Here is a 17,163-nt window from a genome sequence, read left to right as displayed (position 1 = left end):
AAAGGGCAAAAATTTGGATTAAGGTAATTTTCGGTATGGAGCTATTGCTCTTATTCGGTCTACTTTTAATCAAGCCTGAACAATTTCTGGGATGGCTTACTTTAATTCAGCATTGGCACCTTTTACTGGTCTGGATAAGCAGTCGCGAAATCTTCAAAATTCTACCACAGCAAAACATTTTCATGAAGTTGCTAATGCTATTGCTTTGGTACAACCCTGTGCTTGGCCCCTGGACTTTAAGGAAGGTTTTAGCTCCCATTAGTAATTCCGATTAAGCGGGCTTCGAAACTTATTGTGGGCAGAGTATTTTTACCTTTTACCAGAAATTTCAAGATGCTTAAGTCCATCCACCATATCGCGATCATTTGCTCAGATTACGAACGCTCCAAAGACTTTTATTGCCGCATTCTCGGTTTGGAGATCATTAAGGAAGTGTATCGCGAAGAGCGCAAATCCTACAAACTGGACCTGGCCTTGAACGGACAGTATTGCATTGAACTTTTTTCTTTTCCCGATGCTCCGAAGCGCCCTTCCTACCCTGAAGCGCAAGGCCTACGACATTTGGCCTTTGGCGTAAAAGACCTTCCTAGTGAAATTAAGCGTTTAGAAAACTTAGGCATCGTCTGTGAAGCGATTCGAGTAGATGAGCATACCGGAAAAAGGTTTAGCTTTTTTAGCGATCCGGATGCCTTGCCCCTGGAACTTTACGAACTTAGTCCTCCCACAAATTCTTAAGATGAAACATTTATTCATCCTTCTCTGCTGTTCCCTTTTCATCATCGCTTGCCAACCATCGGCAAAACCTGATGCTAAAGCTCAAACTCTATTTAAAGGCAAGCTTAGCGAAATACCAAGTGGCCTGGAACAAGGGCAAAGCTACCTTTCGGTATACTCACATATTTACAGTAAAAGTCAGGAGCGCAGCGAGGATTTATCCATCACCATCAGCTTGCGTAATACCGATCCTGATCATTCACTCTATTTAAGCAAAGCAGAGTATTACAATACTCATGGAGAGGCGATTAAAAATTACCTCGATCAATCTGTTAAACTGGAACCCCTTGAAACTTTGGAATGGGTAATTGATCAAAAAGATCGCAGTGGTGGAAGCGGTGCCAATTTCCTCTTTCACTGGGCCCAGGATTCATTGGCAAGCGATCCTCTTTTCGAAGCAGTGATGATTTCTACTTCCGGCCAACAAGGTTTATCTTTCCATACTACCGCTAAACGCATTCGATAATTCGACAATAGTTAGCCTTGAAACCATTACTCAAGCTCGAACTTCTTCAAACAAAAAAGCCAGAACTCCGAAGAATTCTGGCTGTGAATATCCTATAGCTGATGCTTAACAGTACTCGTCGAAAGCAGCCGTTAAGTTCTGAGCAATTACCTCAGCCTGACGACCTTCGATATGATGTCTTTCGATCATATGCACCAGTTTACCATCTTTAAAAAGGGCAATACTGGGTGATGAAGGTGGGAATGGTGCCATCAAAGCACGAGCAGTGTTTACAGCTTCCACGTCATTTCCTGCGAAAGCGGTAATCATACGATCTGGAGTTTTAGCATGTTGAGCCGCCATTTTCACGGCCGGACGAGCATTGGCTGCTGCACAACCGCAAACCGAATTGATCACTACCAGGGTGGTGCCTTCGGACTTAATATTTTGTTCTACCTCCTCTTTACTGCGGGTTTCTGTAATACCGGCATCAGTGAGGTCGGCGCGCATAGGGGCAATAATATCTTCGGGATACATAAATGCTGTGTTTTAATTTGAGTGGCAAAATTACAAACAAAAAAACCCCGACGATAATCGTCGGGGTGGATATAAAGTTTTGTTATGATCAAATAAAGAGGTGTAAACTCTGGGCAGATTTCTCGCGATTGAAGTCCTCTACTGCCTGGCGTAGCATCCGCTTTTTCCTTTCGCTTAAAATACTGATGGAAAATTTCTGATCTACTTCCTTGCCTTCACGATTTACATAGGTAACCACCAATTTATCGCGAAAGCCACTTAAGTCGAGCTGAAGGTTCGTGATATTCATTCGGGGAACCACTAAAGTTTTACCGAACAAAGTACTGAGAGCTAAATGCGATCGGAAGGTGATTTTGTCCTTGCGTAAATTCATGCTGAACATAGGGTAACCTACATAGGCATAAAAAGCCACTATGCTAAGAAGGATAAGGGAAGTGAGGTAACCATTAATCTTTAGGCCACCCAAAAATCCCGGAATAAAATATAAGACCACATCGGCTATAGCCAGAAACAAGAGCGCCACGGGAGCCCATTGCAAGGTCTTTCGGATTTGAAAATTTGTGATTACCATTAGATCAGGGGTTTTTGGTTCCTCTTAATATACGTAAAATTTTGGGTTTTGGTTTAATCCAATATCAAGCCAAAGTCATTTTTTCCGCTTGGAACGAAAAAATTCCTGTAAAAGCTCTGTACTCTCATTACGTAAAATTCCTTCAACCAGTTGGGTTTTAGGATGTAATCGCGAACCAAATTCGCGATAGCCCCTTTTTTCGTCCGGAGCACCAAAAACCACCTTCGAAATTTGAGTCCAAAACAAAGCTCCGGCACACATACTGCAGGGCTCCAGAGTAACATATAAGATGCAGTTGCGCAAGTACTTACCCCCTAGATAGTTTGCTGCAGCGGTAATGGCAAGCATTTCGGCATGGGCGGTTACATCATTAAGGCGCTCGGTCATATTATGACCACGACCAATAATTTTCCCCTGACTCACAACCACCGCTCCCACAGGGATTTCATCCTCCTCATAAGCCAGTTGGGCCTCTTCCAGGGCCTTACGCATAAAATACTCATCATTAAAGGGCTCAATCATAGTCGAAAAGGGGTAATTATTTTTCCGTTTCAAAAATAGGCATGCCCAAGCGATATTGTAATTTTGCCGGCTAAAATCAAGTTAATGTATCGATCTCATCACTGCGGAGAATTGAATGCTTCGCATATCGGCGAAAAAGTAAAATTGAGTGGCTGGGTTCAACGCAGTCGTATCTTAAGTGGAATGACTTTCATCGATTTGCGAGATCGTTACGGTATAACACAGTTGGCTTTTAATGATGGCTGGGACGCAGACCTTCAAGAAAAAGCGCGTAAAGTAGGCCGCGAATTTGTAATTGCCATTGAAGGGGAAGTATTGGAGCGCGAAAGCAAAAACCCCAATATGGCCACCGGCGAAATTGAAATCAAAGTCAATAAGCTGGAGATCTTAAACGCAGCTAAAACGCCTCCCTTTACCATTGAGAATGATACCGATGGCGGCGAGGAACTGCGCATGAAATATCGCTACCTCGACCTGCGTCGTAATCCTTTACAAGCCAGCATTAAGCTTCGTCATAAGGTAGCTCAGGCCGTACGTTCATTTTTAAATGCTGCCGACTTCCTCGAAATTGAAACTCCTTATTTGATCAAGTCTACTCCAGAAGGAGCACGAGATTTTGTGGTGCCTTCGCGGATGAATCAAGGTCAGTTTTACGCCCTGCCGCAATCCCCTCAAACCTTTAAGCAGCTCTTAATGGTTTCGGGTTATGATCGCTACTATCAAATTGTGCGTTGCTTCCGCGATGAAGATTTACGAGCGGATCGTCAACCTGAATTCACACAGATCGACTGCGAAATGGCCTTTGTTGAGCAGGAAGATATTCTTCAGCAATTTGAGGGCTTAATCAAGAGCTTACTTAAGGAAGTTAAGGGTGTAGATATTGATTCCGTCCCTCGTATGACTTATGCCGAAGCCATGGAGCGCTACGGTAATGATAAGCCCGATATCCGTTTTGGAATGGAGCTTAAGAATTTAAACGATTTAGCCAAGGAAAAGGGCTTTGTAGTATTTGATCAGGCGGAAGTAGTGCTCGGAATTTCCGTTCCTGGCGCATCAGGCTACAGCCGAAAACAATTAGACGCCCTTACCAAATGGGTACAACGTCCTCAAATTGGAATGCAGGGATTGATTTATTCCAAGTACAATGAAGACTGTACTTTTAAATCATCCGTAGATAAATTCTTTAATGAAGAGGCTCAGGCCGAATGGCATAAAGCCGCTGGCAGTGAGGCGGGCGACCTTTTATTGATCCTGGCCGGCAGCGAAAACAAGACGCGCAAGGCCATGAGCGAATTGCGCTTGTACATGGGCGAAGAACTCGGATTGCGTAATCCGGATGAATATGCCCCATTATGGGTCTTGGATTTCCCATTATTGGAATGGGATGAGGAAAGTGAACGCTACCATGCTATGCACCACCCCTTTACCTCACCTAAGCCTGAGGATATTGCACTATTAGATACCGATCCCGGTAAGGTGAGAGCTAATGCTTACGATATGGTATTGAATGGCAATGAGATTGGTGGTGGCTCTATTCGTATCCACGATCGCAAAGTACAAAGTCGCATGTTCGAAATGCTGGGCTTTAGCGATGAAGAGGCCAAAGCTCAATTTGGATTCTTAATGGATGCCTTCGAATATGGAGCTCCCCCTCACGGTGGTATTGCTTTTGGCTTTGATCGCTTAGTGGCGCTTCTAGGTGGCTCCGAAACCATTCGCGACTTTATTGCCTTCCCTAAAAACAATGCGGGACGTGACTTAATGATAAACAGTCCGGCTTCAATAGATACCTTGCAATTAACTGAACTGGGCATCGACCTTCGTCCCCAACTCGATTAATGGCACAAAAACCCCATAGCCTCCTGGGTAAGTTCCTTTTATGGCGGGCCAAAAATATTCCGCAAGATCGCTTTGTGCTGATCTTAAGCATCATTGTGGGATTAATTGCCGGATTGGTGGCAGTTGTATTAAAGAATACAACCCACTTTATTCAAGAACTTATTCACTCGGGCTACCTCAACCAGTATTTCAATGTGTACTACTTCCTCTTTCCCATTGTGGGGGTAGCACTTACCCTTTTGGTAAAACGCTGGATTCGGGTTCCGGTAGGTGAGGGTATTCCTTCCGCCTTATTTGCAATATCCAGGAGAAGTGGCTTCATCAAGCCGCATAAGATGTTTGCCTCCATTATCACCTCGGTTTTTACGGTAGGCTTCGGTGGATCCGTAGGTTTGGAAGGCCCAACGGTAAGTACAGGATCTGCTATTGGCAGTAATCTGGGGCGATTGATGCACCTGAATTACCGGCAACGGATTTTGATGATTGGCTGTGCAACCGCTGGTGCTATTGCCTCCATTTTTAATGCACCCATTGCCGCCATCATTTTTACCATCGAGATTTTTAGTCTGGACCTTACCCTGGTTTCATTGGTGCCGCTACTACTGGCTTCGGTATCGGGAGCGGTGACTTCCATTTTCATTCAAGGCAATGACTCTCTATTTCAATATGCCAGCTTAGATCCTTTCCGAGTGGAAGATCTTCCCTGGTATGGGCTACTAGGTGTATTTACTGCCTTGGTTTCAGTTTACTTCAATAAGGTTTATTTCTTCTTCGACGATTACTTTACCAAAATTAGCAGCAAGTGGAAAAAGCTCATACTGGGCGGTATAGCCCTGGGCTTGAGCATTTGGCTTATTCCCCCGCTTTACGGTGAAGGATTTGAAACCATTAATGCCCTGCTCAATGGCGATGTACTTTCGGTAGTGAAAGAAAGCTTTCTCTTCCAGAAATACGAAGGGCCTTATGTGATCATGATTCTTCTACTAGGACTGGTGTTCGTGAAAATACTAGCAGCCGTTTTTACCATGGGCGCTGGTGGCGTTGGCGGTATTTTTGCTCCTTCCCTTTTTGTGGGCTCTGCTCTGGGCTTTGTTTTTGCCTTTATTATTGTGGAGTTCGGCATTGGTGATATCAACACTACCAATTTCGCGCTGGTCGGCATGGCAGGTTTGATGGCCGGAGTACTGCACGCTCCATTAACAGCTATCTTTATGATTGCAGAAATTACCTCGGGCTATAATCTGTTTATCCCACTGATGGCGGTTTCCACCATTTCCTATTTGGTAACCCGAAATCTCATGCCCTTCTCCATCTATAATATGCAATTGGCGAAAAGAGGGGAGCTGATAACCCACAATAAAGACCACGCTATCTTAACTCTGCTCAGTCTGAAAAAAGTGATTGAGGACGATTTCAAGAAAGTTTCCCCCGAAATGAACTTGGGTGAATTGGTAAAAGTGGTGAGTCGTTCGCGCCGAAATTTGTTTCCGGTTATTGATGCTGATGATGCATTGGTAGGAGTTTTAACCCTGGATGATTTCCGAGGCATTATGTTCGAAAGCGAGCGCTATGAAGAAACATTTGTTTCCGAATTAATGAGTCCTCCTCCAGCGATCATCGAAAGTGAGGAAAACATGAACGAAGTAATGAAGAAATTCCAATCGACTGGCGCCTGGAACCTACCGGTAGTCGAAAATGGAAAATACATTGGCTTCGTTAGCAAGAGTAAGCTCTTCTCCGTATACCGGCGCAAGCTAATGGAGTTTGGCTAGTCAATTTAGGACTACTTTGTAGTTAAAATCCGGTAGGCAAATTCAACAATAACTACACGTTTCGGAAAAGGCAAATACTTCCTTTGGATTCAGAATCGTCGAAATATGAATGCCGAAGAAATTTGCAAAAGGATTCGGAACCTCCGTGAGCTCCGTCGTATCAACCAAGCTGAAATCGCCAATCATTTAGGCATCACGCAAAGCAGTTATGCAAAAATGGAGCGAGGTCAAACTAAGATTTCCCTCGATCGCTTTGTGGAAATTGTCGACTATTTAGATGCAGATCCTCTTTTCTTCTTCAAAGAAATTAATAGTCCATCTCAAAAGCCCAGCAGGCCCTATCGCCAAAACAATCACAATCGCTCCCAATGGGAAGAAAGCCTGGGCTACAATTTATATGTGGTAGCCCAGCAAAATGAAGAGTTGATGGATTTGTTGGAAGGCTTAAAACCGCGCAGCGCCTAAAAACACACACTATTACTCTGTAGAAAAGCCTTGTTGAACAAGGCTTTTTTTTTGCCTCAGACCTGCCTATTATCTGAGTGTCAAGGAATCAGAACCAAACGAAAATATTAATTGATCGTCATTATAAAGTTACCTGGAATTTGCACGACTAGTATATTCGCAAATTTACTAACCCCTGCCTCCAAGGGCTTTATGATTCGTTAATGAGAAAATATCTAATAACCAGCACCTTACTATTCGCTGGTCTTTTTAGCAGCTATTTGCTGTGGTTTCAAAATTTAGATGCGCAAGTCGATATTCATCAAGAGTATGCCAATTTTTTAGCGCAACATCCCTTTAATCAAGACCAAGGTATTAGCTTGAAAGATTGGGAAAAGCTTCCCAAAGCCGATCGCCCGGATCTGGCAGAACAGCAAAACTTTATCATGACTATGGATCCGGCTTTGGGATATCCCACTCCGGAACGACTCCTGGCGGCTAAAAGCAAATTGGAACAAGCACGACTATCCTTTCTACAAAAAACCGCTTTGGACAGCAGTAATCTTCCAGACCTGCTTTGGGAAGAAAGAGGTCCCTATGATGTAGGTGGACGTACCCGAGCTTTGATGTACGATCCCAACGACAGTTCTCATAAAAAAGTTTGGGCCGGAGCCGTTAGTGGTGGCCTTTGGTATACTACGGATATAAGCGATCCTACTAATCCTTGGGTACCCGTAGATGATTTCTGGCAAAGCCTCGGGGTAAGCTGCATGGCCTACGACCCTACCAATCCCCAAATTTTTTATGTAGGTACCGGCGAAGGTCTTGGCGAACTATCCTCTACCCGCGGTCAAGGGGTATGGAAAACTTCCGATGGAGGCCAAAGCTGGAACCAACTCAGCAGCTCGATCGACTTTGATGCGGTGCGCGACATCGCCGTTCGCAATGAAAATGGTAATGGGGTTTTATACGTAGGCGTGCGAGATGCGTCTTACAATGGATTTGAACCTACAGCAGGTAATCACGAGGGGCTCTATCGTTCTATTGATGGCGGCCAGACTTTTAATCAGGTAATGGACACCGTACCAGGAACCCTATACAACTATGCAGTTGCGGATATTGAAATTGGCCCGGATAATCGAATTTGGATTGGCACAACCAACTCCATCAGCACCAATGGTTCCAGAGGTGGCGGAGCCATTCTTTACAGTGATGATGGCCTAAACTTTTTCCGGGCACGTAATACCAATGGAAATCGCGTGGAAGTAGCCGTTGCTCCCAGTAATGCTGCTTTTATTTATGCCCTAATCGAGAACAATGGTATCATTCATCAAATGTTACGCAGTACAGATTCCGGGAGCAGCTGGCAAGCCATGAATCGACCCGATGATGATGATCCCGGCATCCCCTCGCATGATTTCACCCGCGGACAGGCCTGGTACGATCTTATTGCTCAGGTGGATCCCAATGATGAGGCAACTTTATTGGTAGGTGGTATTAATATTTTCCGCAGCACCGATACCGGCACAAGCTGGACTCAGTTAAGCCAATGGTATGGCGGAACAGCCTACCCCTATTTACATGCCGATCAGCATCAAATAGTATTCAAGCCCGGATCTTCCGATGAAGCACTTTTTGGTAATGATGGTGGAGTAGCGCGATCCACTTCATTGCAATCACCGAACCCCGCTTTCAGCACCCAAAATGCAGGCTATAATGTAACTCAGTTTTATGCCGGGGACCTTAGTCCTTATGCCGGTTCCAACCAAATGATTGCCGGTGCACAAGACAATGGAACGCAAAGGTTTTCGCAAAGTGGTTTTGGCACCACAAATCGCGCTACCGGTGGGGATGGTGCCTATTGCTTTATCGACCAGATTAGTCCCAATTTTTGGATGAGCAGTTATGTATACAATAATTATTACCGCTCTTTTAATTCGGGGAACAGCTTTGGGCAAAGCTTTATTAATAATGGTGATGGTCGTTTTATTAATCCCGCCGATTACGACCCTAATTTGAACATTCTCTATGCTTGCAAAAACAGCTATCAATTTTACCGCTATAGCAATGTTAATTCACAAGTAAATGAAGAGGTAGTTCGTTTAACCGGTTTACGAGATCGCATCAGCCATATCCGTGTTAGCCCTTTTATAGATGACACTACCACCATTTGGGTGGCTAGTGGAGTGGGCATCATTTTCCGCGTGGATAGTGCCGATGTGGATGATCATGAAATATTTACGGAAATCACGGGCTCCAATTTTCCGGCGGGTTATATCTCCTGCATAGAGGTAGGCGAAAGCGAAAAGGAACTCATTGCTACCTTTTCAAACTATGGTATCCCCTCCGTTTTTTATACGGAAGATGGAGGCCAAAACTGGATGAACAAAGAAGGCGATTTACCCGATATGCCTGTTCGCTGGTGCTTGATCAATCCTCGCGACAAGCAAAATGTAATTCTTGCTACCGAATTAGGAATTTGGGAAACCCGCAATTTCCTGGACTCCATGCCCAATTGGAATCCTGCGAATAATGGCTTGGCCAATGTAAGGGTAGATATGCTGAAAATGCGAAAATCTGACTATACCATTATGGCCACTACTCATGGTCGAGGGGTTTACACCGCTCAATTTAAAGGAGGCTTAAGCATTGCTGAAAACGCGCTTACTAATGAGGAAAAAGGATGGTCTATTTATCCCAACCCCAGCAATAATCAATTTCAAATAGATTTTGAAGCAGAAGGGATTTGGGAATTAGAGCTCTTCAATTTGCAAGGGCAAAGAATTCTGCAAGACCGTTGGTCGGAAAAGAACCCGGATCGAATCTATAATATCGCCCATCTGGCCAAAGGAGAGTATATCCTAAACCTTCGAAAAGGAGCCAAAAGGCATCAACAGAAATTAATTATCCTATAATCAAAAAAGGCTGCCCATGATGGCAGCCTTTTTTATTTCTATTTAAAACAGCTTAGGCTTCTACCCCTAAATTGTTGAATAAGCTTTCGAATAACAAGAGCCCGTCTTGGTTCCCCAAATTGGCATCTGCAGCGCGTTCTGGGTGAGGCATCATGCCAAATACATTCTTTCCGGCATTGCAGACCCCCGCAATATTATCCAAGGAGCCATTGATATTAGCAGCCTCAGAAACCTCAGCTTGAGCATTGGAATAGCGGAATAAAATCTGATCATTGGCCACTAATTGCTGGTAGGTAGCCTCATCAGCGTAGTAGTTCCCTTCACCATGGGCTACGGGAATCATATAGGCACGACTATCATCTAATGATGCCGTAATGGCCGCAGTTTTAGATACCGGCTTTAAATGAACATTCTTGCAGATAAAGCTATGGCTGGTATTATGCTGCAAGGTTCCTGGTAATAAGCCACTTTCGCATAAAACCTGGAATCCATTACAAACACCTAAAACATACCCGCCTTTATCAGCGAAAGCAATTACCTGCTCCATAATGGGCGAAAAGCGAGCAATGGCTCCACTGCGCAAGTAATCTCCGTAGGAAAATCCTCCAGGCAACACCACCATTTCTACCCCTTGCAGGTCGATGTCTTTATGCCATAATTCCACTACTTCGTGATCCATTTTACGCAGGGTATAGATCATATCCTGATCGCAATTACTTCCAGGAAATACCACTACTCCAATTTTCATAGTCCAAATTTTAATGGCGCAAAAGTACGAAGGTTTGTGAAGTTGATAGCCACCATTTCCCTCCCTTTTAAAAGGATTGATCTATCTTAAAAAAATACTAGAGACCTTATAAACCAGCCAGGCTCCTTTGGCTTTTAGCATCGGCCCAGTTCCAGGACCAAAAGCTCTGTTTGGCTTCTCCACGCAAGAATACCTCTCTACGAGAATCCAGAGCTCGACTAAAATCTTCAATATCCCTATACTTTATCCAACGCACATCATTACTTTGATGGGCATTGATCTGTTCTTCAATTCGATCCAAATTGGCATAGACCATTGGCAGAACCCGAGAATTGAGGCGTAAATAATTGTCTACATCTATTTCATTAATTCGGCCATGACTTAAATTATGGCGAAGGATACTGCTATCCATATCCCATAAACTCAATCCGGCAATCAGCAATAAACTGTAGAGGGAAACATGGCGAAAAACATAACTGTAATTACGAGCCTCACTAAGCTTGCGATTCAGAAGAAACAAGCCCACTAATACAATGGAAAGAATGCTCAAAACCAATATTCTACCATAGGCTAAGCCGTGGAAATCAATATAATATTTAGTTCGCAACAAGACGGAAATACTCAGCACGGCATTTTGAATCAGCCATATTTGAGCCAGTAGCTTTAGGTTTTTATTACCGGGATAGAAGTTCAAATTGCGGCGAAAGAAATAGAAGACCACCGCTGCCGCCAAGATTAAAGAAGCAATAAGGTAGGCAACGCCTTCATGCAAAAACTCCTTCAAGCTAAAGTGCGCTGGCATGTCAAAGCCAAACCAATACCAGCGGATGTCTATCACATTTACGATAAGCAAAAGGATATTAAGCGAAAAGAATACCAGCAAGGCCATGCGATACTCACGCTTTAGGGCCAGAGAAGAAAAGGGCTTCTGCTTTTTAGACCCGGGCTTTCGCTGGATAAAATCACCAAGCTGGAAGCTTAATGGCCAGGATTTATTTCTTAAAAAGAAAGAACGTAGGATGAAGAAACCCAAAAGCATAAACCAAAAAAGCCCCCAGGAGAAATCTTCAAAGAGCTGAGTAAAGAGCCCGGTAAAATCATTGGTCCATTCTTTAAACATGGGGTTTCCGGCTCTAAAGAGGGCAAAGAAAAGTCCGAAAATCACCAGGGGTAAAATACTCAATCGGAGGACTGCGAAGGCCCTTCTGCCTGAAGGCGGTCCATAAGCAGGTGCTGGTAAAAGAGCTTTTTGAAAATTAAATATGCGGATGAAGCCATGACTAAAATGTTCGAGCACACTCAGTTTGGGTCCCCAAAGGAAACTTTGATAGCTGAAATTGATAATGCAAAAAGCAAAAATCCCCAGCGCAGAATTATAGGCCATTACTGCATAAGCCGTGGCCAAAAAACTGAGGATATAAGGCCACTCCCCTTCTCGTAGTTGCCATTGTTTCTGCATGGCCTTAGAGCTCAGGCTCACCAGCAATCCAAATAAAACCAAATTGAGGCCCGTGCCTTCTTCCCAGAAAAGGAGATAATACAAGAGCCATAAGAATAAAAAAGTCGCGTTCCTCATTAGTTTGATTTTGAACAAGAAACGCGACCTTCTCTAAGTTATTTTGATCGGAACTAGAGCCTTTTAATGGAGCAGCCCAATTCGCGAGTATCGGCTGGATCAATTTTTTCTCCGGCGCCCAATGCCTTCAGGGCTCCTTCCAGATACATTTTCTCAGCTTCTTTGCTGCGGTTTTCAAACTTATCGTTGATACTTCCGCGATACACCAACTTCATAGCCCCATCGAAGAGATAAACATGAGGAGTGGTTTTCGCCCCAAAGGCATTAGCCAACTCATTTTTAGCATCCAAAACATAGGGCATGGTATAGCCCGCTTCCTTGGCGTGCTTTTGCATTTCGGCCATGCTATCATCGCCGTCTCTTTTACGCTCATTGCTGTTTACCAGTACCATTCCTATTTGATTTTCATCAGCCAGCGATTTCAATTTTGGGTATTGATCTTCCCAGCCCAGAACAAAAGGACAGGTATTACAGCTAAAGATGACCAATAAGCCCTTTTCTTTTTTGAGCTCATTGATGCTATAGCTTTTGCCATCTACGGCCTGCATTTTTCGATCTGCCATGGGCGCTTCAGCCCCAAATTCTAATAAGGGATGATCTGCTTTAAAGGCGATTAAAGCCAACATTAATAACGGCATCGCCACTAAGGATTTCAAATTCTTCATTTTCTGTGTTTTTAGGAATCTGGAATTTAAGGAAATCCTCAGTTCTAATTTGTTAAATCCGGCTAACAACCAGAATGATAGGCTCAACAACAAGGGGCATAAAAAAGCCGGATCTTAAAATCCGGCTCTGTTTATTGAAAATGCTCAATCTATAATGGAATGTTTCCGTGCTTTTTCTGAGGAAGTTTATCCACTTTATTCTCCAACATTTTAAAGGCTTTAATCAGCTTCTGGCGGGTTTCATCCGGACGAATTACCTGATCTACATAACCACGGGCCGCGGCACGATAAGGATTCGCGAAAATAGAAGCGTACTCTTCTTCCTTCTCCTTCAATTTAGCCTCGGGATCATCTGCGGCCTTAATCTCCTTGCGGAAGATAATTTCTGCCGCTCCCTTGGCTCCCATTACGGCAATCTCCGCTGATGGCCAGGCATAGTTTAAGTCGGCTCCAATATGCTTGGAGTTCATCACATCATAAGCACCACCGTAGGCCTTACGGGTAATTACGGTAATACGGGGAACGGTAGCCTCACTAAAGGCATAAAGCAATTTAGCACCATTGCTAATGATCGCATTCCACTCCTGATCGGTACCAGGTAAGAAACCAGGCACATCTTCAAATACCAATAAAGGAATATTAAAGCTATCGCAGAAGCGTACAAAACGCGCTCCTTTAGTGGAAGAATTATTATCTAAAACCCCGGCTAAATAAGCAGGTTGATTGGCTACAATACCGATGGAACGACCTGCCAAACGAGCAAATCCAACTACGATATTAGGAGCAAAATCTTTGTGCACCTCCAAGAAGCTGCCTTCATCGCATGTACCATTAATCACCTCACGAATATCATAAGGCTGATTAGGGTTTTCCGGAATGATTTCATTCAAGGCAGGACGAACTTCATCTCCGGGCTCATAAGCCAGGGCGGGAGCTTCCTCCTCGCAGTTCTGTGGCATATAGGAAAGTAATTTCCTAAAACCTTTGATCAGGGTCATTTCATTTCCATAGGTAAAATGGGTTACCCCGGATTTGGTGCTATGAGCAGAAGCTCCTCCCAATTCCTCTGAGGTAACTTCCTCATGGGTAACGGTTTTTACCACATTGGGTCCGGTTACAAACATATAACTGGTATTCTCAACCATCCCGATAAAATCGGTTAAGGCTGGAGAGTATACCGCCCCACCAGCACAAGGCCCCATAATAGCTGAAAGCTGTGGAATCACTCCACTGGCGCGGGTATTACGGTAGAAAATATCGGCATAGCCCCCTAAGGAAACTACCCCTTCTTGAATACGGGCACCCCCCGAATCATTCAATCCTATAACAGGAGCACCATTCTTCATGGCCAGGTCCATCACCTTGCAGATTTTCTCGGCATGAGCCTCCGCCAGAGAGCCCCCTAAAACGGTAAAATCTTGTGCAAAAACATATACTAAACGACCATCGATAGTCCCATATCCGGTTAATACGCCATCGCCCAAAAACTGCTGTTTATCCAATCCAAAGAAATTGGAGCGGTGTTTTACCAGCATTCCTGTTTCTTCGAAACTACCCTCATCGAGCAGAAAATGAATCCGCTCCCGAGCGGTAAGTTTACCTTTCGCGTGTTGGGCATCAATTCGCTTTTGACCGCCCCCTAATTGCGCTTCCTCGATTTTGGCTTCGAGATCCTTAATCTTATCCTGCATGCTTGCCATGGGAAATTGCTTTTGATAGGTTTTAAAAAACACCGCAAAGTACTAAACAATGACTTCCAAGTTCATGATATCCGACAGCTTTTTCCAGACTTTAAAAACAGAAAAGCCCCGTAAAACTAAGCTTAGGGGCTCCTCCATAAATCAAGAGTCGATATCGTTTTGGGCTTAACCGCCGCGGTGTTGTTTATGCAATCCTCGACCTTTTTCTCGGTGCTCCTGACGCATTTTCTCCAACTGACTCATTTGTTCTTCGGAAAGGACTTCTGAAAGTTTCTCCTTCACTTCCTCCCGACGGGTAATTCTTTCCTCACAAGCTTTAGCTTCCGCTTGATGGAAGTCTAGCAAGATGGGCTTCACTGCCTCAATTTGTTCATCGGTCAAATTCAAGTCTTCCGCCATTTTTCGCAACCTTAATTCCACGCGTTTCTCTGGACTGCGATCCGCTCGGTCCGAACGATCGCAAGGTCCCATTTGCGCAAATATGGGTACACTAAACAGGCTGAGAGCTAAGGCAAACACTAATTTTTTCATGATCTCGTATTTTAATGATTTACCCTTTGAGACCTTGAAAATGAATTGGTTTAATGCTAATTCTTGCTTTTAAGATTTCTTTAGCTTTTCGGCAGCTCTACCTGCCTTAAGCTCATTTGGACCTCCGTAAATTTCTCGGCTTGATCAATAACATATAAGAGCTTTTGAGCCACAGTTTCGGCCGAACTTAATTCATCATTCTGCTTATAGTCGACAAAACGCTGTAAATCGGGAAAGTCTTCTACCCGACTGCGGCGAATTTCTCCTTGCATCTCTGTATCTACAATTCCGGGAGAAATAGCATGCACTCGTACGTCGGGATGATCGAGTCGCAATACTTCTGAAAACATGGCTAAACCAGCTTTCGATGCGCAATACACACTCCAGCTTTTTACCGGATAAGAAGCCGCCCCACTGGAAATATTGATGATGGTTTTTTTAATCTTCCGCGAAGCCAGGTTTTCGAGAAAGAGCTTACAAAGCAAGCTGGGTGCTACCAAATTGAGATGATAGGCATCTGCGGTACGACGGGGATCCAAATGTGCAACCGGTTTAACTGAGCCCAGGGTACCGGCATTATTCACCAGAATCACTTCATCCGTATCCTCTTTCAGGCCATCAAAGCCTATACCGGCATACTGGTCGAGTTGAGATAAATCCACATTAATATGGCGGTATTTCGGATGCTCAATTTTATGGCGTCGTGCAAAACCCGTTACCTCATGCCCTTGCGCCAGGGCCGCTTGCGCCAGCGCCATCCCTATTCCGGAGCTGGTCCCCGTTATATAAAACTTCTTCATCTGTATTGCTTTAAAAAAAGCCTCCCAAATGGAAGGCTTTTCAAAATTACTTAAGCAAGTGCTTGTTTCAAATCGGCTATTAAATCCGCCTCATCTTCAATACCCACACTTAATCGTATTAAGCCATCGGTAACACCGGTCTTTAATCGTTCTTCCAATGGAATCGAGGCATGGGTCATAGAAGCAGGATGTCCGGCTAAGGACTCAACTCCACCTAATGACTCAGCCAGAGTAAATACCTTCAAGGCTGATACCACTTTCACCGCATCCTGCATGCTGTCGCCCTTCAAGCGAAAGCTTACCATACCGCCAAAATCTTTCATTTGCTTTTGGGCCACCGCATGATTGGGGTGATCCTCAAAGCCTGGCCAGTATACGGACTCTACCCGATCATGATCGCGTAAGAACTGCGCAACGGCCTTACCGTTTTCGCAATGACGTTGCATTCGTACATGCAGGGTTTTAATACCGCGCAGGGTTAAAAAAGAATCCATTGGTCCACAAACCGCACCACTGGAATTCTGAATGAAGTAAAGCTGATCGGCCACTTCTTTATCCTTAACTGCTAATAAACCTAAAACCACATCACTGTGACCGGCCAGGTATTTGGTTGCGCTATGCATAACAATATCAGCGCCCAGCTCAATAGGTCTTTGTAAATAAGGGGTAGCAAAGGTGTTATCTACCACCAATAAGGCGCCTGCCTCTTTAGCTACTTTACTCATGGCTTCAATGTCGATGATATTCATCATCGGATTGGTTGGGGTTTCCACCCAGATGAGTTTGGTATTCGCATTCACTTTTTCTTTTACGGCACTGGCATCAGCCATCCCGGTAAAGTGAAACTTGATTCCGTATTTGCTGAAAATCTTGGTAAATAAACGATAGGTACCACCGTATAAATCGTTGGTAGAGATCACCTCATCTCCGGGCTCCAACATTTTAATTACGGCATCGATAGCCGCTAAGCCACTACCAAAGGCTAAACCAAAACCGCCTCCTTCAATGCTGGCAATGGAGTTCTCCAAGGCCATACGTGTGGGGTTCTGGGTTCGAGAATATTCAAAGCCCTTATGCCCACCCGGATGGGTTTGCGCATAAGTAGAAGTTTGAAAAATGGGAGGCATTACCGCACCGGTAGCCTCTTCGTGTTTTTGTCCTCCGTGAATGGTGAGCGAATTAAAGCGTAAGTCTTTATCCGACATCTTGATATTTTTGGATTTACAGCAAATGTAAAAGGATTAGTTGGGAGCCCATGCGATTAAATCCGTCTAAATAAGCTCCTCCAAAGCTGTTCATTCGACAATTCAAGTCCTAATCCTTA

Annotated in this window: 16 protein-coding genes; 6 read left to right on the top strand and 10 right to left on the bottom strand. The window is 44.2% G+C overall.

Annotated elements, in window-relative coordinates:
* Window positions 1–333 precede the first annotated feature (333 nt).
* Together ACO05P_RS13875 and ACO05P_RS13870 are read left to right on the top strand one after the other, a co-directional pair.
* On the top strand, window positions 334–735 hold the full coding sequence (locus tag ACO05P_RS13875; protein ID WP_421751719.1) for a VOC family protein: 402 nt from the start codon (window positions 334–336) through the stop codon (window positions 733–735).
* Between the two features lies 1 nt (window position 736).
* Window positions 737–1,240: a DUF3124 domain-containing protein gene (locus tag ACO05P_RS13870; protein WP_421751717.1), complete on the top strand. Its 504-nt coding sequence runs from the start codon at window positions 737–739 to the stop codon at window positions 1,238–1,240.
* Window positions 1,241–1,345: 105 nt separating this feature from the next.
* On the opposite strand, the gene ACO05P_RS13865 is transcribed toward ACO05P_RS13870, so the two are convergent.
* From ACO05P_RS13865 to ACO05P_RS13855, 3 genes are all read right to left on the bottom strand, one after another.
* A complete protein-coding gene (locus tag ACO05P_RS13865) occupies window positions 1,346–1,756 on the bottom strand; it encodes a BrxA/BrxB family bacilliredoxin (RefSeq protein ID WP_421751715.1) in 411 nt (136 codons plus the stop codon).
* A gap of 88 nt (window positions 1,757–1,844) precedes the next feature.
* Complete coding sequence (locus tag ACO05P_RS13860) at window positions 1,845–2,327, bottom strand: hypothetical protein (RefSeq protein ID WP_421751713.1); 483 nt, start codon at window positions 2,325–2,327, stop codon at window positions 1,845–1,847.
* Window positions 2,328–2,402: 75 nt separating this feature from the next.
* On the bottom strand, window positions 2,403–2,849 hold the full coding sequence (locus ACO05P_RS13855; protein ID WP_421751711.1) for a nucleoside deaminase: 447 nt from the start codon (window positions 2,847–2,849) through the stop codon (window positions 2,403–2,405).
* Window positions 2,850–2,933: 84 nt separating this feature from the next.
* Here ACO05P_RS13855 and aspS point away from each other — a divergent pair, with 84 nt between their 5' ends.
* The 4 genes from aspS to ACO05P_RS13835 all read left to right on the top strand — a co-directional run bounded on the left by aspS (window position 2,934) and on the right by ACO05P_RS13835 (window position 9,819).
* Window positions 2,934–4,688 carry an aspartate--tRNA ligase gene (aspS, locus tag ACO05P_RS13850; protein WP_421751709.1) on the top strand — a complete coding sequence of 585 codons (1,755 nt, stop codon included), beginning with the start codon at window positions 2,934–2,936 and terminating at the stop codon, window positions 4,686–4,688.
* On the top strand, window positions 4,688–6,460 hold the full coding sequence (locus tag ACO05P_RS13845; RefSeq protein WP_421751707.1) for a chloride channel protein: 1,773 nt from the start codon (window positions 4,688–4,690) through the stop codon (window positions 6,458–6,460). The genes aspS and ACO05P_RS13845 overlap by 1 nt, the downstream gene beginning before the upstream one ends.
* A gap of 105 nt (window positions 6,461–6,565) precedes the next feature.
* A complete protein-coding gene (locus ACO05P_RS13840; RefSeq protein WP_421751705.1) occupies window positions 6,566–6,925 on the top strand; it encodes a helix-turn-helix domain-containing protein in 360 nt (119 codons plus the stop codon).
* Between the two features lie 203 nt (window positions 6,926–7,128).
* Window positions 7,129–9,819, top strand: coding sequence for a T9SS type A sorting domain-containing protein (locus ACO05P_RS13835; protein WP_421751703.1), 2,691 nt, complete (start codon window positions 7,129–7,131; stop codon window positions 9,817–9,819).
* Between the two features lie 52 nt (window positions 9,820–9,871).
* Here the strand turns inward: ACO05P_RS13835 and purQ are convergent, their stop codons facing one another.
* The 7 genes from purQ to ACO05P_RS13800 all read right to left on the bottom strand — a co-directional run bounded on the left by purQ (window position 9,872) and on the right by ACO05P_RS13800 (window position 17,044).
* Window positions 9,872–10,567 carry a phosphoribosylformylglycinamidine synthase I gene (purQ, locus tag ACO05P_RS13830; protein WP_421751702.1) on the bottom strand — a complete coding sequence of 232 codons (696 nt, stop codon included), beginning with the start codon at window positions 10,565–10,567 and terminating at the stop codon, window positions 9,872–9,874.
* A 106-nt stretch (window positions 10,568–10,673) separates the two neighbouring features.
* Entirely contained in the window at window positions 10,674–12,143 is a 1,470-nt protein-coding gene (locus ACO05P_RS13825; RefSeq protein WP_421751700.1) for a DUF4153 domain-containing protein, read from the bottom strand.
* A 53-nt stretch (window positions 12,144–12,196) separates the two neighbouring features.
* Entirely contained in the window at window positions 12,197–12,808 is a 612-nt protein-coding gene (locus ACO05P_RS13820) for a thioredoxin family protein (protein WP_421751698.1), read from the bottom strand.
* A gap of 149 nt (window positions 12,809–12,957) precedes the next feature.
* Window positions 12,958–14,499 (bottom strand): acyl-CoA carboxylase subunit beta, encoded by a 1,542-nt coding sequence (locus tag ACO05P_RS13815; protein WP_421754911.1) that lies wholly within the window; start codon window positions 14,497–14,499, stop codon window positions 12,958–12,960.
* Window positions 14,500–14,673: 174 nt separating this feature from the next.
* Complete coding sequence (locus ACO05P_RS13810; RefSeq protein ID WP_421751696.1) at window positions 14,674–15,039, bottom strand: hypothetical protein; 366 nt, start codon at window positions 15,037–15,039, stop codon at window positions 14,674–14,676.
* Between the two features lie 80 nt (window positions 15,040–15,119).
* Window positions 15,120–15,839 (bottom strand): SDR family NAD(P)-dependent oxidoreductase, encoded by a 720-nt coding sequence (locus tag ACO05P_RS13805; protein WP_421751694.1) that lies wholly within the window; start codon window positions 15,837–15,839, stop codon window positions 15,120–15,122.
* 50 nt (window positions 15,840–15,889) lie between these two features.
* The gene (locus tag ACO05P_RS13800) at window positions 15,890–17,044 is read right to left on the bottom strand and encodes a cystathionine gamma-synthase (protein ID WP_421751692.1); all 1,155 of its coding nucleotides are present in this window, start codon (window positions 17,042–17,044) and stop codon (window positions 15,890–15,892) included.
* Between the last annotated feature and the right edge of the window lie 119 nt (window positions 17,045–17,163).

Source organism: Croceimicrobium sp., assembly GCF_965228705.1.
Lineage (GTDB): Bacteria > Bacteroidota > Bacteroidia > Flavobacteriales > Schleiferiaceae > Croceimicrobium.
The sequence above is the reverse complement of the archived record's forward strand: the minus strand, read 5'-3'. Positions and strand labels throughout refer to the sequence as shown.

Excerpts from the sequence above, each read along its gene's own strand:
- ACO05P_RS13875 (WP_421751719.1), top strand. The coding sequence starts at position 334 with ATGCTTAAGTCCATCCACCATATCGCGATCATTTGCTCAGATTACGAA.
- ACO05P_RS13870 (WP_421751717.1), top strand. The coding sequence starts at position 737 with ATGAAACATTTATTCATCCTTCTCTGCTGTTCCCTTTTCATCATCGCT.
- ACO05P_RS13865 (WP_421751715.1), bottom strand. The coding sequence starts at position 1,756 with ATGTATCCCGAAGATATTATTGCCCCTATGCGCGCCGACCTCACTGAT.
- ACO05P_RS13860 (WP_421751713.1), bottom strand. The coding sequence starts at position 2,327 with ATGGTAATCACAAATTTTCAAATCCGAAAGACCTTGCAATGGGCTCCC.
- ACO05P_RS13855 (WP_421751711.1), bottom strand. The coding sequence starts at position 2,849 with ATGATTGAGCCCTTTAATGATGAGTATTTTATGCGTAAGGCCCTGGAA.
- aspS (WP_421751709.1), top strand. The coding sequence starts at position 2,934 with ATGTATCGATCTCATCACTGCGGAGAATTGAATGCTTCGCATATCGGC.
- ACO05P_RS13845 (WP_421751707.1), top strand. The coding sequence starts at position 4,688 with ATGGCACAAAAACCCCATAGCCTCCTGGGTAAGTTCCTTTTATGGCGG.
- ACO05P_RS13840 (WP_421751705.1), top strand. The coding sequence starts at position 6,566 with ATGAATGCCGAAGAAATTTGCAAAAGGATTCGGAACCTCCGTGAGCTC.
- ACO05P_RS13835 (WP_421751703.1), top strand. The coding sequence starts at position 7,129 with ATGAGAAAATATCTAATAACCAGCACCTTACTATTCGCTGGTCTTTTT.
- purQ (WP_421751702.1), bottom strand. The coding sequence starts at position 10,567 with ATGAAAATTGGAGTAGTGGTATTTCCTGGAAGTAATTGCGATCAGGAT.
- ACO05P_RS13825 (WP_421751700.1), bottom strand. The coding sequence starts at position 12,143 with ATGAGGAACGCGACTTTTTTATTCTTATGGCTCTTGTATTATCTCCTT.
- ACO05P_RS13820 (WP_421751698.1), bottom strand. The coding sequence starts at position 12,808 with ATGAAGAATTTGAAATCCTTAGTGGCGATGCCGTTATTAATGTTGGCT.
- ACO05P_RS13815 (WP_421754911.1), bottom strand. The coding sequence starts at position 14,499 with ATGCAGGATAAGATTAAGGATCTCGAAGCCAAAATCGAGGAAGCGCAA.
- ACO05P_RS13810 (WP_421751696.1), bottom strand. The coding sequence starts at position 15,039 with ATGAAAAAATTAGTGTTTGCCTTAGCTCTCAGCCTGTTTAGTGTACCC.
- ACO05P_RS13805 (WP_421751694.1), bottom strand. The coding sequence starts at position 15,839 with ATGAAGAAGTTTTATATAACGGGGACCAGCTCCGGAATAGGGATGGCG.
- ACO05P_RS13800 (WP_421751692.1), bottom strand. The coding sequence starts at position 17,044 with ATGTCGGATAAAGACTTACGCTTTAATTCGCTCACCATTCACGGAGGA.